This window comes from Pseudomonas sp. MF6394, assembly GCF_002018845.1.
Lineage (GTDB): Bacteria > Pseudomonadota > Gammaproteobacteria > Pseudomonadales > Pseudomonadaceae > Aquipseudomonas > Aquipseudomonas lactis.
Map to the genome: position 1 here is coordinate 436005 of NZ_MVOJ01000001.1, position 16359 is coordinate 452363.

The following is a 16359-nucleotide window of genomic DNA, read 5'->3' on the forward strand; positions in this document are numbered from 1 at the left end:
CTGAGATATTCCTTTAATTCGATACAATTGGAGTCCTCTTATGGTTATAGACGCAGCTGCATTGCTAGCCCAGCCCACCGACAACTACATGGACGCTGTCCAGCTTCAGTTCTTCAAGCAGCTTTTGCTTTCGAAACAAAGCGAGCTGACCGCGCGGATCGTAGGGCATGAGGAAGCGGTTTCTGTAACTGAAAAAGTCGCTGACTCATCAGATGCGGGCACTATCGAAGAGAACCGCGGGCTTCTGATGCGCATCCTGAAGGGGGAGCGCGCCGAAGCTATGGCTATCAAGGCTGCGCTGGTTCGCATCGAAGAAGATGCTTACGGTTGGTGCGATGACTCTGGAGAGCCTATCGGGCTTAAACGCCTACTCAACAACCCGACCGCATCTCGTACCACTGAAGCTCAGACTCGTTTCGAGCGTCTGGGCAAGCATGTCCGAGCAGAAGCAGTGTGAGCTATGAGGCCGGCGCCGTTTTGCAGCTCTCTTCCGATTGTGCGTAGACAGGTCCTCGATCTAGCTAGGCTAGGAAGTCTATCTGGTGTTGGCCCATCTCAATGGATACGCTTTGAACAGCCTGTTGTCTGGCTACGCGAGGCTACCGCTCAAGTTGTTTTTGAGCACGGTGGCCGTGTGTTGGAGACCGGTGCTTCTTACGTAGATTGTGGCGATTACCTTTCATCCCTCTACAGCGCCATCGAGTCTGCAAAGCATGAGTGCGAGGTCTACGAAGTCAGTGCTGATTCGAGCCTGATTGTTCGTGTGGCTGTGTCGATCCTCAATATACCAGTTGTCGCCTGTCCAACACCCTTGGATGCCTTTCCTGTTGGGAGTTACTTCCAAAAGGCCGAGAGTGAGGAGGGCGCCTGGTTCCACTTCGCAGAAGCTGATATGCGAGCGGTAGCAGAATCCAAATCTTCCATTGAGCGTGATACCGCTTGGCAGGCTCTCAGGCGATTGGCATCCGTCGAGGTAGAAGTTCCAGAAGGTCTCTGGACTAGCCGTAGTGGAGCTTCTTGCCTCTCTGATACTCACCTTGTGGATCAGTATGTCCACCAGCAGCGGAACGCAGTTCAAGCATTGATTGCTGAAGCTCAGATCACCGCTCTCCGGGCTGGCTAATTAACCGTGCTGAACGCAGCGCTTAACCAAACCGACTCCAACTTCTGAAAAGAAATGCCGCGGCCTCGAAGGGCGGCATTTTCGATTCAAAAGGCTCGGTTAGCTTCGTGGTGCATCTGGACGTGGCGGAGGCGCACCCTCGCCGCCAGGCCGGCCCTGGGGGTGGCCGGGGATTGCTACTAAGCGCCCATCGAGTAGCTGGCAAACCCCGACGAACTCTTTTCCACCTTCTTGGGAAAACTCTACGATTTCGCCAGGCTGAAGGCCGTCACAGGCCTGATACGCCACATCCGGCGGCAGCTTCGGAGGAGGGCGATGTTCTTGTGGCTCGCTGGCGCTCACAGTTCCTGACGCAATCATCACAGCAGCGGTTAATGCTGCCCAACGAAGTACCTTCATGTTCGTACCTTCTTAAATATGATCACAGCTAAGAGATGCCATGCCCGGCGTTATGGCGGTTAGGAATTTCTTCACCTATGTTGCCGATAATTTTACTGAGATCTCATCCGCGCGCACCCCGAAACGGGGTCGCTAAATCCTTCTTCCCGGAACCTAGGGTGGGGGCTGGTTGTTTTCGCATGCGGAATTTTGCGAATCCTACGCCAGAATTTGCCACCCTGCTTTTCACTTGGTGATGGTCAATAAATCCGTAACCTGTCTGAGTGATGAACACATACAGGAAGCAATAATGCTTGCGGATTTTGAGGACATCGCAGAGGAGATTGGCCTGACAATCCCCGCTGCGCTCGCACAGCTGATCGAACTAGGCGCCCAGCCTTTCAAGCGCGGAGTACCCACGCTGTTCGCCAGCCTTCACGATATAGAACTCATCGACTGCGGTGATGTGGAGCGACTGCTCGGTGACTGGCTTGGCCGTGACAAGCAGCGTGGTGCAGGATTCACATTGCTCCCATTTGCGATGTCATGCGGAGTGGATGCTTATTGCTACGTCCTGTTTGAAGAGGGTGACGAAGGCATCGCTCGAGTAAAGCACGATGAAGAGACCTCAGAGCTTGAGTACCCATCAATTTCGCACTGGATTGCGAGCGAATACATAAGAGCGTTCACCAATCTTGCCGAAATTGGATGCTTTGGTGCAGATGGGGGCGAGCGCCTGCAGAGCGAGCTAGGTCTCTTGGAGCGCATCCTACTGCCCGAACACCTAGAGCTTCTTTTGGGGTTGTTAAGTGCCGATGTAGTGGTCCGCCCATTCCGTGCCGGCCCTAGATCCGCTTTGCTCGAAGTGCCTTCTCTGTTGGGACAAGACCAAGCAGAAACCCTAATCCAATCCCTGGCTTTTGAAAACCCGCTTGAGTTTGACGTACTCCCGGAGTGGGAAGACTGAAATCAACCCGATATCAGGAAAGAACGATGTCTCAATTTAGTTTTGAGTTCGCCGGCAGTGAAGTCGTTGCGGGTGTTGATGAGGTAGGCCGGGGGCCTTTATGTGGGGATGTGGTTACGGCTGCAGTCATTTTAGATCCATCACGGCCAATCCAAGGATTGAATGACTCAAAAAAACTCAGTGAGAAGAAACGTGATCTTCTGTACGACGAAATTTGTGAAAAGGCTCTAGCGTGGTCGATCGGCCGGGCAAGCGTTGAAGAAATCGATCAGCTAAACATATTGCAAGCCACCATGCTGGCCATGCAGCGAGCTGTCTACGGCCTGAATGTTACTCCTACTTTGGTGCTGATTGATGGTAATCGATGCCCAATCCTACCGATGCGAGCAGAGGCCATCATCAAAGGGGACGGGCTGATTGCCGAAATCTCAGCTGCATCAGTGCTTGCCAAAGTCGTCCGTGACAGGGAGATGCAATCGGCAGATCTGCTTTACCCAGGGTATGGGCTCGCAGGGCATAAAGGCTATCCATCCCCGGAACACTTGGAGGCCCTTACCCGATTGGGAGTAACCCCGATACACCGGAAGACATTTGCTCCCGTGCGAAAGATTCTAGCAAGCCTGAATTATGTTGGTGGGAGCGCAGTTAGTTGAGGCAGGTGGCTGACCGTGCAGGCTTGTTCTAATTTCTCAGCAGTGTAGTGGCGCTCTTGATGGGCGTGCTATTGCTGCCGGCCTTTGATAAGGCCGATGTGCCCGCTGTCTTATTGCTAGGAATAGTTTGTGGGGCTATTGGGACAATAGTTTGTGCTGCTTCTGAAGAGCCCAAAGGTTTTATATGGATGGGCAAGCAGGAGAGTAGTAGTGCCCACCCTCCGACCGCTGATGCTTATGGATTAAACTCGACGCCTGAACTTCCTGAATGATCGGTACAGCTCAAAGAAAGCAAAGGTGCCAACGACAATTAAGTACGTCACCTTAATCAGTGCCCCCTGGTGTGCCGCGAGTTGATCGATGCTGACGGACTCCACTGAATGAGACCCGCATACCTTAAGATGGTCCGGCATGCGCGCTGGTTCGATTGGCTTGTCATCGCAACTCTCGATGAGCACCTGCCCCGGGATGACCTTGTTGGTTCCTACGAGCCGCTGGGACATCTCCATGGTCGACAACATCATATATGGAATTTCAGCAAAGCCTCGGCCTTGCATCCCTATCAGCGCGACCATGCAAGCCGAAAGAATCGCAGGGTAGACGACTGCGACTTTGAACACAGTACGGATAGATCGTGAGACAAAAACGAGCTTTGACTCGTACTGGTGTTGCAACAGAAAATCTCGAATTTGAGTTAACTGCATAATGACCTCGCCAGCGAATGAGAAGTTATGATCAGTCCTCGCCTATCCATTCACCAGCCAAAATAGGGCTCCGTTTTTTGGTAACCTGATCAGTTGAGTGCTTTGCAATCAGCCTCAGCTTGTGCAAGCTCATCAGCAGCCTGTTGCACCGTTTTTAGATGTCGGTGTAGCGCCCCTTCGCGCACCTCCGGACCCTGCCTGATATCTTTTAGGCCCTGCACCATCAGAGCAGAAATCTCGACTGCACGCTTCCGCACAGCACTCTTAACTAATTGCGTGTCCGCAGGCGTGATGGCGGTTGCAGGGTTAAACCGAAAATTGCGCGCATGAGAGTCTCGCCAATCCAACAGTACCTGGATAATTCGCTCTCCAAATCCTCTTATCTGCATGATCTTGCGCGCATTGATCTCTGCGGCGGTTTCAATGCCGAACGCTTGCAAAGCTGCTCGCTTAGCGGGCCCAACGCCTGGCAGGACGGCCTTCTCGATGTAAAATCGCTCTAGGTACGCTGTGCGTTGGCGTTGCTCAGCTTTACTGCGAAGGCCTGCGAGATCTTTCTGCTCCCTGATAGCCAAGGTGTCAAACTCAAGCTTGAGCCTGTTTAGCAACTCGCGCTTGGCTGCTACCTGATCAACACCGGAGTCTGCCTTCAGTTCCTTCACTGCATCTTCGTGTCGTTTACGAGCAGCTTCCCTCACAAGGGTTCGACGCTGCTTCTCTTCCGTCTTAGCTTTTGTGCCAAATTGCCCCACGAACAGCCAGGTCATAGCAACGATCACTAGGTATATGAGCGGATACCCACCCACGGCCGACCATATCGCGATCGTAATAGCCGTCAGCGATAAGCTCATGATGTGCTTGGCGGTTGTGCTGAATACTCCAAGCGGCAAAGGATCTGGCTGCGGGCTAGGATTTCTCGCTTGTGGGATTAGCACTGGGGCAAGAACTGGTACTTTGGTTATCGCTGCCCATACTTCACCAATCCTGACTGGGGTACCGTTATTTGCCTCCCCTGGTGCGTAGATGGGTGTGACAGTGAAGTAGGAGACACCCTTGCCATCCATCAAACACCAAGGGCAAGTGCTCAGATGTGACGGAAAGGTGTGGAGCTTTGATTTCGCACATGGCCGGAGCGAGGACCGGAGTTCGTCCAGTGCGACCATCCATTGATGGGCAGTTGGTCGACCTGCCTGTTGGCCTGCCACCGTGAATGTATTCTCAAACATCCCGGCAATTGAGCCTGGCACCGTCGATAGAGGTAGTGCGTTGGGGGGCGGAAGTAGAAGGGATTGGCTGGCGCTATACGCAAACCTGAATTCTGAGATGTTGTCTTCAATCGTTTCGCCGACACCTTCCTTCTGAGGCACGCCGGCGAAAGGGTGCCGACCGCCCATCAAGAGGTGCCAGATGAGCAGACCAAGACCGAAGTTATCATGGTTTGGCGTTCGCACTACTCCGCGGAAACTTTTGCCCTGAAGCTCAGGGGGTGTGTAGGTCCCGACGCCGACTTCGCAGAGGTGCTGGTTAACGCCGTCGCTTAACTGGTACGAGTCGCAGTCAATCAACTTGACCACGGCGGACTGTCCTACATAGAGATTTCCATGGTTTACATCGCCGGCTACAAATCCGCGATCGTGCAGGACGGAAAAAGCAGCTGCGGTGTTTCGAGCAGCGTACACGAGGAAGTCCCAGCCCCTTTGCGGAAACTCCTGCTTTCGCTGTGCCGGGCTATAGAGGGACTGGATCGGCTTCATCCCGCCGACCTTTTGCATCGTAAAACCAACCACGGGCCCGCCGCGGGATTCATGGAGCGTCGCTTGAGGCCAAGCTGCGTACTTCAGTAGTTTTTCATCGTGGACACCCACCATGTAACTGAGCTTGGTTTGTTTATCTCGATCGAGGGGGGCGTGGTACACCTTGGCTACAACATCTCGCGTTCCTTGAAGGGTGAATACCGAGCCTTCGCCACCTTTGCCAAGTACCTCAACAAGTTCACACGGGTTACCGTCCGCTGTATAGAGCCTGCGTGCCATCTCAGACCCTCAATACGGCAATGGCAAGGGACTTGTCGTCATCAGTCCTTTCGTTGATCCTGGAGCTTCCGAGGAAGCCTTCCAGCGCAGCACCTATCTGTGGTCGACTTACATCCGTGAGGAATTGCATCTTCCGAAAAATTGGTTCGAAAAAAGGCCCGTGAGGTTCGCGCTTGGCCATGTCCAGAGCAAGATGCTGTAACCCATCAGAGAAGAGCGCCAGGGCTGTTACGCCCGCTGGGTATACACGAACGGCCAACTTCTCGATTGCGTCTTTTTGACAGATAAATAAAGTTTCGTTTGCGTAGTGCCCGTTCATGGGCTCAATCGCTAATTCAAGTCCATGCTGCCCGTCGAGAACGATTCCGCCGTCACCAATCTGGAATACTAGTGTTCCTGCGGAAGAGGTGAGTGCGCCGAGAAAGGTGCAGGAATACGCTCGGATCGGCAGTTGGCTTTGATCAGCAGCTTGCGAGATGGCCTGACGGATTTCATTTACGATCTGAAGAGCTAGGCTTTCATCAAGCGGTAGCTCGGCTAGTTCCATCAGCTGTGCGACGGTCTCGTTTGCTGTACGCACGGCAATATCTGCGCCTTGCTCTCCACACTCGGCACTGCCGGCGCCGTCGGAAACAAATAGAGCGACCCATGGCGAGCCGGCTTGGTCAAAAACCTGAGAGGAACAGCGATCTTCGCATCGGCCGCCACGCTCAGTGTGCGCGGTTCCAATCGACACCGCGCTAGCGCATTCCCACATCACACACTTGCCCACCCGGTTGGTGGAGCGAGTTGAACCTCGGTTCCTGGTGAAGACTGCGAAACCGCCTTCATTGAGGCGGAAAGCCACTGGAACAACTCGCGGAACTTCAGTCCATCAAGTTTCAATGGAGCGCGTACGCTGATCTGGGAGAGCACCTCCATATTGGCTCCTTCGACCCCTACGGTGAAGAGGGCGAAACGCTTGTTCTGCTCGCCATCACGAACCAATGCAGCAGCGTGCTTCCAAGCATCAGTCGGACCCCCGTCAGTGATTACCAGAATCCACGGTCGAAAAAGTGCTACCCCGTTCTCCCGGATGATCGCCTTACGGTCTTCAAGCATCTTGAGGCCGGTGGTGATGGCTTCGCCCAGAGGCGTATCCCCACGAGCTAAGAGGACAGGTGGCATAAATGCGCCAGCTTCAATAAACGGAGTGTGGATCTCAACTGGGCCGAACGTAACGATACCGATTTCAACGCGTTGTAAAGCCAATGCGTCCGCTGCCAGCTCGTCTTTGAATTGTACGAGTCCATCGTTTAGGGCATCGAGTGCCGGGCCGTCCATGCTCCGCGATACGTCCAGGAGGAGTAGGCATGGGCAACGGGGCTCGGGGTTATCGGCGAATGAATCCACCTCTGCGAAGTCGATCTGGTCTGTCATTGGGAATAGTCCGGCGTCATGAAGAGCGTAAGGTTACTGTTGGAATATTCCAAACACATCCCAAAACGATACGTCGTTTTCCGTTCAAGTATCTGCAAGCGCTTATCTACATGTCGTTCTCTGGCGCGTTTCAAAAGGGTATCGGCATCAATGGCCGTCGAGTCCACACAATCCGCAGCAATGAAGTTTTCCGTGTACACCGCGCTTGGCCTGGCCTGTTGGTATGCTGATTAGGAGGGTCCGCGCCAGCTCTCTCAGGATCGGCCTCGATCCCCGTTCAATCCTGACAGCGAGAAACAATAGCCACAGCCTCCCGGCGCGCAGCATGTCTTCGTCCACGCCAAAGTAGCCACCTGAGCCGCTTCGCATCCGTCAGGAAGCATGCCCGAGCGTGGCGTGATGCTGCTGTATCTCACCAACACCACCAGCATCCATGTCAAAGAGTTGGCTTTGCTCGAGGCTGGCGACGTGCTTTAGCCCGGCAGCGCCATCCGCCCAGAGACCTAGACCGAGAGTACCAAGGGCTGCCGGCCTCGCAACATCTACCCGACCAACCCAAAGTGCCTGGCCGCCATCGAGCATTGGATTGGCGTGCGATTCGCTCCAGCAAACGATCTGCCGACTCTACCGGGAGGCCAGCTTCACGATGTCTCGCATAGTGTCCGGCGCAACCTAGTCCGCCACTTACTGGCAGCGACCGGTGAGGTGGAGACGGTGCAGACCATCCCGGGTCAAAATCTGGATCGCAGCAACCCCTACTTAATCGTCGATCAGGCCACCATTCGAAAAGCTTATGAGCTTGCCCTTTACTGAGTTAAACGACTTTTAGGCCCCCTGACTTGGGTTGCATTCTCCAGATTTGTGGGAGAATTCCCCAACGAGTTGGAATTCGCAGAGCGGTGGTTATCTTGAATACAAGAAACTGAACTGTCGGCCTGGTAGCGCGCCACCCCGTAGACGCCGAACCTACAACAAATGCATAGGGTAAATAGGGAGAAGTAGCATGGAACGTATCGTTTTTTCGTAATAGTTATGGCTTTGAGCTGGGGCGGGTTTTTCGCTTGGAAGCTCTCGTAGCAGTCAGTGAGGCCGGATTGACACGAAAAGTCAGATGAAACCGCTACGTGAACAACTACTAGCTCTCGATGACGCGGGCTTAGCGCGGTTAGTGATGATCGCGGCTCAAGCCCTCAACGATCAGAACTGGATCGTGGAGATTGCAGACCTTTGCGATGTACCCCTCGCCGAACTAGAAGAATGGTCGGTGCGTGTTGTGTTGGGTGATGCCAATGAACCAGGGCTGCAAAATGCAGCCGCTGTCACCCTCGGTTGGTATCCAGAACCTGAAACTACCGGCTGCGAAGAAGACGCCCAGTAATCACGGAAATTATGCTGGCCCCGTTCAAGGGGCCTTCGACGGAAGAAGTGCTATTCGGCATGGTGATGCCATTCCAAATATCATTTCAACAAGGCCACCCCAGCCTGTCGTCCTCGCCGGAAACGGTACGGTGAATGGGGGAGTAGACGAAGCTTGTTGGCAACCATTGCCAGGCATCGAGAACGAGGACTCCGACAACGCTATGCGTCAACCTGGCTCACATGGAAACCATCGACAATGACTTCAGAAACTCTTAAAGCTCGCGCCAAACAACTGCGTCCGGCAGTCGCCGAAATGTTCAAGGTTTCGGTCACGCACTCTCAGGCCCTGGAGCTTGTGGCGAAGGCAGAAAATTTTCCCACTTGGGACGCCGCGTGTGTGTCCTATGGGCAGTCGGACAAAATCCAATCCCCCCGCACCCTTTACCCGACACAAAATATCAAGGTAAACGCCCGTCGCGATCAAACGCGAAGCATGGCCACCATCTTTGAAGAAAGCGAAACGATCCCTCTGGAATTACATCGTTTGTTGGATCAATCGGATAACCGAGGGGCGCTGGTTCTTGTTTGCGGAGCCACGGGACAGGGGAAATCAACCACAGCCAATGTTGTGATCAACGACCTACTGCGTGCAAATATCAACACAAACGACCCCACATTGATTGTCGATGTGGGGCTCGGCAGCGAAACCTGTCTTGATTCCCCTTTAGGTCAAAGGCTGGTGTTGGTTGACGAAATTCGTTCTGCACGGCTTGCATTTGAGGTTGTGGCACTGGCGAAAGCAGGCGTAAAGGTTGTGGCAACATTGCATGGGAAACCGGGGATAGATCGTCTTCGCGTGCTCTTACGTCAGTTTGGGATAGGTGAAGTGTTTCTTGATGGGCTGATTGCCGAAGGTCAGATCTTGTCGATTGATCAAGAACTCGTTTGGCCTGATGTGGCCATGCAGATTCAATCAAACAGGGAGCGCCATGAGCTGATATTGCGTCAGCATGGTTTTGATGAGTCCAATGTCAAGAGTTTGGTCGATAAGGGGCCGCAGGCTGTTTTAGACGCCATTCTCCCAAAGGGTGAGCCTAGTCAGAACTAGGATCTAAACGTATTAGGGGAGAAGGCTTAACGCTCCCCTTTCTAAATATGTAATTGGTCACGGAAATCGCCATGAAACATGAAATTGCAAAAGGTAAAACTGAGTTTTTCGACAAGCTTACGAAGTATCTCGCCGGTTCCCAGATTCCGACTTTCGACTCGACGAAGATGCTGTTGGATGTGGGCTCCAATACTGCTGATGCTGTTCGCCAGCCAGATGGAAGCTGGGAGGTCGCTGGTCAGGGTAGCGCCAACCTAATTTCTTCCATGGCTGTATCTGCCGAGCGCAAGGCTCGCAAGGTCGCTTTTCTGCCACGGCAGGTCGAGCGAAAGGTTGCTCGCTCTGCTCGACTGGCGCTCGTAAGTACGGGCCAAATCACACTCTGTGACGGGACGGTTATACGCCGTGCCAATGGTCAAGGATGAGTTAAGGGAAAGAACGCCGTGAGTTTTCGTTTTTTGATTATTTTCATTCTTGTTGTTGTGATGGTGACGATCATCGGCTTCGTGGTACTCGGATCATAGGAATAGTCTTCTGCTGTACCCAAGCCCCGGCCTAAAACCGGGGCCACGTCAGTATAGGGATGCCGTTTTTGGCGTCCGCTAAAAACGGATGATGACAGATGTGGTTTTGAACAATAAAGATTGACACAAAACAATAAAGTTTGACACTCATGAACATAGATTGACACAAGGCCCAAACCCCCGTATCTATGGGGGTTTTTCCTTTCCAGGCTTTCCCTTTGGTCTGGATTCATCGCTTCAACTCTCCGCGGGTGTAGTCTAGAAAACGCTTTGAAATATGGCCGCTACGGCGGTCATGTCCTTCTACGACTTTTTCTCGGCGTGAGGTGAAGCGGTCCGCATCGACTGAGGAGGCGTGGGTTGCGAGGTCGTAAGTTTGCATCACAGCAAGACATTGAACGGCATATTGCAAATGGATTTGGCGAAGGCGCCGGGGCAAGCTACGTGCCTTGGCTGCGGGTACAAGATGTCCCGTCGATAGGTCGTTCGCACAAGATCCAAGGTGTGAAGATCGAGAGGATTCATCACCTACTGTCAGATCTCGAGCGTTCGTACTTCCTTGTGTGTGAATTTTCTGAAAACGTCGTGGATATCCGTGAGCAATATCCGTTACTACCTACAGAGCGTGCGCAAGCGATAGCGTCGGCAATAGATGTACGTTATCCCAGATACCCTAGAACGACACTGCCCTATGTAATGACAACAGATTTCCTGCTAACTGTTAAGGACTTGAACGGAAACTTTAAGTCGGTAGCTAGAACTGTGAAGTATCGATCCGACCTAGTTGGCAAAGGAAGTAACCGCACGCTTGAAAAACTTGAGATTGAAAAGCGCTTTTGGCATAGCCAAGGTGTTGATTGGAAGATCGTCACAGATGAGTTTTTTACACGAGATTTGATAAAAAATCTTGGACTAATCAGAAAATACTCGAAGCTGCATCGCGATTTAATGAAAGTCCCGTTGCATTCGAATTTTATCGACTGCCTAGCAAACAGCCGGGAATATTCGTGGACCTTGGCCACCTGTCTAAGAAAAATAGCATGCCTTCTGTCCATTTCCTATATAGATGCTCAAGCAATTTTCTTCCATCTGGTTTGGAACAAGATACTGAAAATAGATTTGGTTAACACTCCTCTCCACCTTACTGGTCTAGTTCCTGACTTCGAAGTTTTCCAGATCCCTGCCCAAGTATCGTTGATGGAGAAAATGTCATGACTGTTCTCGTTAATGACGTTTTCGAGCCTGTTACCGATCTGTCGGTCATCTCTACGATAGCCAGGCTCATTTACCAGGATGAAACGCATGACTTAGCAGTTGTGATAGATCTAGCTGACCCTCCCCGGCAGCCGTACGCTGTTGGTCTTGATGAGCTGCGTCGCTCGCTAGCGTCTGGTCACACCAAACCAGCAGCCATCACCACGCCCGAGTTTATGCTTGTGCTTGAGGAGCAGTTGGATGAGAGAGCCAAGCAAGGCCGGGACGAAAAGTGGGCCGTCATCGCCCCTCTGCTAGATCCTGAATATCCAGGACAAATATTTGTACGGGGGGAGTTAGGCCGGCTTGTTAGCAAACGGGCGTCAGAGCTCGGAATCCAGCGAAAAACTATCTATCGGCTTCTTTACCGATATTGGTTTTATGGTCAAGTTCGAAACTCATTGCTTAATAATTACTCGGCGGTAGGTGTTGCCGATAGAAAATATGATCCAAGTAGGCCTCCAGGGCGAAAGCCTAAGTTTCAAGGCGTTCTTACTGCGCCTTCCAAGATGCTCGGTGCGGTTGATAAACGATGCATCCGAGTTGGGTATTCCCTTTATGTAAAAGATAAAAAGTCTTCTATTTCGAGCGCATATGACGAAATGTTGAGAAGATTCTACTCGGTTCGAGACATCTCTAAAAACAGTGAAGAAGAGCTTCGTTTGCTGCCTAGCTTAGAGCTGCCCAGCCTGAGGCAGTTCAGATATTGGGGACAGATTTTTTTCGACGAAATTGAAACCGAGCGTGGCCGTAAAGGGTTGAGGAAGTGGTTAAAGGACTGCCGTCCGCTTTCAGGTACCGTTCGCGATTGGCTGCGTGGACCGTGTCATCAGTTCGAAATCGACGCAACTATTGCCGATATTTATTTGGTCAACAGCTACTCTAGACGGATGCTCATTGGCCGGCCCGTAGTTTATATCGTTGTGGATAGTTTCTCCGGAATGATTGTTGGCCTCTATGTAGGATTGGAAGGTCCCAGTTGGAACGGGGCGAGGCAAGCGCTGTTCAACGCGTTTACCTCCAAAGTCGAGTTCTGCGCTCAGAACGGCGTTGAAATCAATTCAGATGATTGGAATTGTCACCACCTGCCCCACCAGATTTACGCCGACAGGGGAGAGATGTTGTCACTGGCAGCAGAGGGGCTATCGTCAGGCTTGGGAATTGAGATGGGCACTGCTCCGCCTTATCGGCCTGATTGGAAGCCTATGGTAGAAAGTCGGTTTGGCATTTTGAATGATTTGACGGGTATCAGATGGCTACCTGGCGGGGTAGCTGCGCGAGACAAAGAGCGAGGCGAGCGAGATTACCGGCTCGATGCCACGCTGAACCTCAAAGAGTTCACCCAGATACTCATCAATTGCGTGCTCCACTATAACCGGCACCATCGACAGCCTGACCGACTGACTCAGGCGATGATGAATGACGGCGTTGAACCTACGCCCAACGGGATATGGAATTGGGCCTGCGAAAACGACCTGATCGAATCCAACAAACGTCCCGACGAGCTGGTTTACCTCCATCTCTTGCCGCGCGAGCGCGCGACCGTTCAAAAGGGCGGGGTGATGTTTCGCGGCATGCACTACGTGTGTGATATGGCCATAGAGAAAGATTGGTTTGCCAAGGCTCGCAAAGGGGGCGTTTGGTCAATAGAGTGTTGGTTCGATCCGAACTCTGCGGCGCACATCTGGATCCAGGGAGAGGCCAAGCAGTTTATCCGCTGTGATCTTCGACGATCGGATGCCGGTTACGCGAATTACCGCTCGGACGAGATTTTTGATCTGCTCGAAGCCTATCGCCAAAAACCGCCTACTCGCCGGCGAGCCGAGCTGGAAAGCCGTGTCCAGCTTAGCGATCAGGTCCACCAGATCATCAGTCATGCGCTCGCAGAACGAAAATTGGAACCTGCTCCGCCCACCAAGGCAGAGGCCACTGGGAACATCCGCGAGAACCGCGCAGAAGAACGTCTCCGTGAGCGTGAAAATGCGGTTGTTCCTGAAGGCGTCAGGGCGGAGCCAGCTTCACTTCAATCTGAATTGACACCGAAAGCGCATGACTCATATGCCGGCGAGCGAACTGCGCAGGTTATCGATTTGCTCAAAAGAATTCGGCCAGGACAGGCAAAATGAAAGGTGCGCAGACGTTTGCCAATTACGTCAAACAGGACATAAGTGAGTATGCGGGCAATCCGCTTATCGAAGCTTTGCCTCCGATATTGTCGGAGGCGGCGGCTATTGAGCTGATCTCGAATTTTCCTCAGCCGGTGGATCCGAAAGAGCTGACCCTCGAAGGATCCACTCGAATTCACTGTATCGACCGGTTGAGAACCGTGGTGCAGCCGTTTTTGTTACACCTGGAACTGGAGGCCCTGTTTTCACTGCTCATCCGTCGAGGGTATGTTGGGCGTAACCCGATGTCGCCCGCTACCGTCCGGCATTTGCATTCTTTATCGGGGGCTCAGCGTTACCACGATGCGTTCAAGTCCACTGCAGAAACGTTCACCGTCGTCGGCCTGAGCGGCATTGGCAAGTCGACGGCACTCCACGCCATTTTGAGCCTTTATCCACAGACAATCCGTCATGAGCGTTATGAGGGAAAGCAGTTTGTTCATACCCAAATCACTTGGCTGAAGCTTGACTGCCCTCGGGATGGATCGCTGGCTGGATTTTGCCAGCAGTTTTTTTATGCAGTTGGTGACGCTCTAGGAGACAAGGACTATCACAAGCGCTACAGGCATCGAAACATCAATGATGCGCTGCAACAGATGGAGCAGGTGGCCAGCACGTTTTTCATCGGCGCCTTGTTAATCGACGAGCTGCAAAACCTCCACTTGGCGAAAACCGGTGGTAAGGAGAGCATGCTGAATTTCTTTCTGCACTTGGTTAACAACATTGGTATCCCGGTCGTTTTCAGTGGCACGAACTCTACGATTAGCCTGTTCTCAGAAGTCATGCGGACTGCCCGCCGAGTCTGTGGTGCCGGTACGCTGGAATTCAAACGATTCGAGAAAGATGATGAGGAGTGGCGGTTGTTAGTCGAAAATCTCTGGAGCTATCAGTGGTGCAAACAGACTGCTGAGCTGACCGACGAGATTTTCGACACGCTGTATGAGCACACTCAAGGCGTCACAGATTTCCTGGTCAAGCTGCTGGTATTGAGTCAGCGGTATGCGGTCCAGAGTGGCTCGGAGTGTTTGACTGCCGAGGTCCTGGTGAAGGTAAGCAACTCAAAAATGCAGATTCTAAAGCCAGCCCTTTCAGCTCTGCGTAGCCGAGATCCGAAGCGGATGCGACAGTTCGACGATTTGCTGCCGATTGAGGATCAGCTGAGCGAAATGATGGTCTTCGATGGTTTGGCACGAGAGGATCGCCTTGCCTTGCTTCGAAGTGTTGTATCCCGTGAGAAGCCGGTAGACCCATCTCCAACCATTCTTGCGAAAGGCCACCCATCGCCAATTGCTACTGCAGTGGAAAACTCAGAGGCTACAGCGCTAAGCGAACATGACGCTCCCCTCGATGCTCTGCGCGCTGCGGGCTGGCTCAACGAGGACCTGTTTGAGTTCTCACCGATGTACCACAAAGCGTGAGTCGGGAGGTGGCGAAGTGCACCTTAAACTCCATTTCTTCCCCGCCGCGTTTCCCGACGAGACGCTGCACAGCGTGATTTCTCGCTATGCCCGTCTTTGCGGTGTTCGTAATTGCCAAGAAGCATTTGCCGGACTGAAATCGGCGGCAGCATTTTCGCAAAATGTGGCATTCCCAAGTCATTTAGGGGAGTTTGTCGACGCGCTACCCAGCGGTACCGAGCTATCGATAGCCGAGGTCCTCATGCGTCACACGCTATTACCCTACTATGCGCCGTTTTTGAGTATGAGCCAGGTAGAACACGCTCGGACGCTGATGACTGCCGATGGGAAGGGCTTGATGTTGAAGCTGGGCGTCAACGCGAGCCGTATTGGATTCGCCTCCCGAGTGCGGTTATGCCCAGAATGTATCGCCCAAGATCAGGCCCAACGGGGAGTTGCTTACTGGCACAGGGTCCACATGCTTCCAGGCGTGCTGGTATGTCCGCATCACGGCACGTCACTTAGGATCCTTGATCCTCGCTGGTCCAGCCGTAGCTCTCGACAACTCAATCTGCCGAGTGATGAGAATGTGCAAGCACACACGGTACTTCTCGATACCCCGTTGCTGCGCATGCCGCCGCTTCACGAAATAGCGTTGCGATCACTTCAGGTCATCGAGTCTGAAGTCAGTGCTTTGTCGGCGGAGGCGGTGCGCTACACGCTTTTACAAAGGGCAACGCAGCTTAACCTTGCCTCTGATAACCATCGCTTGCACCTGCACATGCTGGCGCAGCACATGGCCGATTTTTTTGCTGCACTCCCGCGAGAATGGGAATTTTCTATACTCGGAGAAGTTCGTGCAGGTACACCCGCCTCATGGGTCATGAAGCTGCTTCGTACGCCAATAACCTCCCACCATCCGCTCAAATACATTTTATTGGCCGGTGCTCTGGGCATTGACATGGTGAGCTTGCTGCATGGTCAACGCCCAATGAAACAGGCGGTGGCGTGTGGTCCGAAAGCTCACATTCGACTTCACACGCGCCTTTCTCCGGTGATGCCTGGTGAAGGCCTGGACTGTTCGTCAGCCGCTGTGTGGAAACATGCTCTTGAGGGAGCTGATGCCAAAAAGATCGCTGCCGTTCTAGGGATGGTCTGAAGTAGCCATGTATTTCCCCGGCATACCACCTAGCGCAACTTTTAAACTCGCCAAATGATCAAAAAACAATCAATTCGACGAGTATTTCTTACGTTTTCGCCACCCGGACCCCACTC

The 16359-nt window shown here is 52.8% G+C and carries 15 protein-coding genes; 11 read left to right on the plus strand and 4 right to left on the minus strand.

The window, feature by feature from the left end; translation table 11 throughout:
* Window positions 1-40 precede the first annotated feature (40 nt).
* From MF6394_RS02565 to rnhB, 4 genes are all read left to right on the plus strand, one after another.
* Complete coding sequence (locus MF6394_RS02565) at window positions 41-457, plus strand: TraR/DksA family transcriptional regulator (protein ID WP_078466125.1); 417 nt, start codon at window positions 41-43, stop codon at window positions 455-457.
* Window positions 458-634: 177 nt separating this feature from the next.
* Window positions 635-1123: a hypothetical protein gene (locus MF6394_RS02570; protein WP_078466126.1), complete on the plus strand. Its 489-nt coding sequence runs from the start codon at window positions 635-637 to the stop codon at window positions 1121-1123.
* 688 nt (window positions 1124-1811) lie between these two features.
* Window positions 1812-2468: an SMI1/KNR4 family protein gene (locus MF6394_RS02575; protein ID WP_078466127.1), complete on the plus strand. Its 657-nt coding sequence runs from the start codon at window positions 1812-1814 to the stop codon at window positions 2466-2468.
* A gap of 26 nt (window positions 2469-2494) precedes the next feature.
* Window positions 2495-3121: a ribonuclease HII gene (gene rnhB, locus MF6394_RS02580; RefSeq protein ID WP_011922979.1), complete on the plus strand. Its 627-nt coding sequence runs from the start codon at window positions 2495-2497 to the stop codon at window positions 3119-3121.
* Window positions 3122-3363: 242 nt separating this feature from the next.
* Here the strand turns inward: rnhB and MF6394_RS02585 are convergent, their stop codons facing one another.
* The 4 genes from MF6394_RS02585 to MF6394_RS02600 all read right to left on the minus strand — a co-directional run bounded on the left by MF6394_RS02585 (window position 3364) and on the right by MF6394_RS02600 (window position 7277).
* The gene (locus MF6394_RS02585; protein WP_078466128.1) at window positions 3364-3825 is read right to left on the minus strand and encodes a hypothetical protein; all 462 of its coding nucleotides are present in this window, start codon (window positions 3823-3825) and stop codon (window positions 3364-3366) included.
* 89 nt (window positions 3826-3914) lie between these two features.
* The gene (locus MF6394_RS02590; protein WP_078466129.1) at window positions 3915-5858 is read right to left on the minus strand and encodes a helix-hairpin-helix domain-containing protein; all 1944 of its coding nucleotides are present in this window, start codon (window positions 5856-5858) and stop codon (window positions 3915-3917) included.
* A gap of 1 nt (window position 5859) precedes the next feature.
* On the minus strand, window positions 5860-6594 hold the full coding sequence (locus MF6394_RS02595) for a PP2C family serine/threonine-protein phosphatase (RefSeq protein ID WP_161952153.1): 735 nt from the start codon (window positions 6592-6594) through the stop codon (window positions 5860-5862).
* 20 nt (window positions 6595-6614) lie between these two features.
* The gene (locus tag MF6394_RS02600; RefSeq protein WP_078466131.1) at window positions 6615-7277 is read right to left on the minus strand and encodes a vWA domain-containing protein; all 663 of its coding nucleotides are present in this window, start codon (window positions 7275-7277) and stop codon (window positions 6615-6617) included.
* Window positions 7278-8388: 1111 nt separating this feature from the next.
* On the opposite strand from MF6394_RS02600, the gene MF6394_RS02610 reads away from it, so the two are divergent.
* From MF6394_RS02610 to MF6394_RS02640, 7 genes are all read left to right on the plus strand, one after another.
* Window positions 8389-8655, plus strand: coding sequence for a hypothetical protein (locus MF6394_RS02610; protein ID WP_153045998.1), 267 nt, complete (start codon window positions 8389-8391; stop codon window positions 8653-8655).
* Window positions 8656-8892: 237 nt separating this feature from the next.
* Window positions 8893-9744, plus strand: a complete 852-nt coding sequence (locus tag MF6394_RS02615) for a glyoxalase superfamily protein (protein WP_078466133.1) — start codon at window positions 8893-8895, stop codon at window positions 9742-9744.
* Window positions 9745-9815: 71 nt separating this feature from the next.
* On the plus strand, window positions 9816-10169 hold the full coding sequence (locus MF6394_RS02620; RefSeq protein ID WP_078466134.1) for a hypothetical protein: 354 nt from the start codon (window positions 9816-9818) through the stop codon (window positions 10167-10169).
* A gap of 459 nt (window positions 10170-10628) precedes the next feature.
* A complete protein-coding gene (locus MF6394_RS02625; RefSeq protein ID WP_019821338.1) occupies window positions 10629-11483 on the plus strand; it encodes a TnsA endonuclease N-terminal domain-containing protein in 855 nt (284 codons plus the stop codon).
* Window positions 11480-13648: a Mu transposase C-terminal domain-containing protein gene (locus tag MF6394_RS02630; protein WP_019821340.1), complete on the plus strand. Its 2169-nt coding sequence runs from the start codon at window positions 11480-11482 to the stop codon at window positions 13646-13648. Before MF6394_RS02625 ends, MF6394_RS02630 begins: the two co-directional genes overlap by 4 nt.
* A complete protein-coding gene (locus MF6394_RS02635; protein WP_019821342.1) occupies window positions 13645-15105 on the plus strand; it encodes an ATP-binding protein in 1461 nt (486 codons plus the stop codon). The genes MF6394_RS02630 and MF6394_RS02635 overlap by 4 nt, the downstream gene beginning before the upstream one ends.
* Window positions 15106-15121: 16 nt before the next feature.
* Window positions 15122-16243: a TnsD family Tn7-like transposition protein gene (locus MF6394_RS02640; RefSeq protein WP_238597270.1), complete on the plus strand. Its 1122-nt coding sequence runs from the start codon at window positions 15122-15124 to the stop codon at window positions 16241-16243.
* The last annotated feature ends 116 nt before the right edge of the window (window positions 16244-16359 follow it).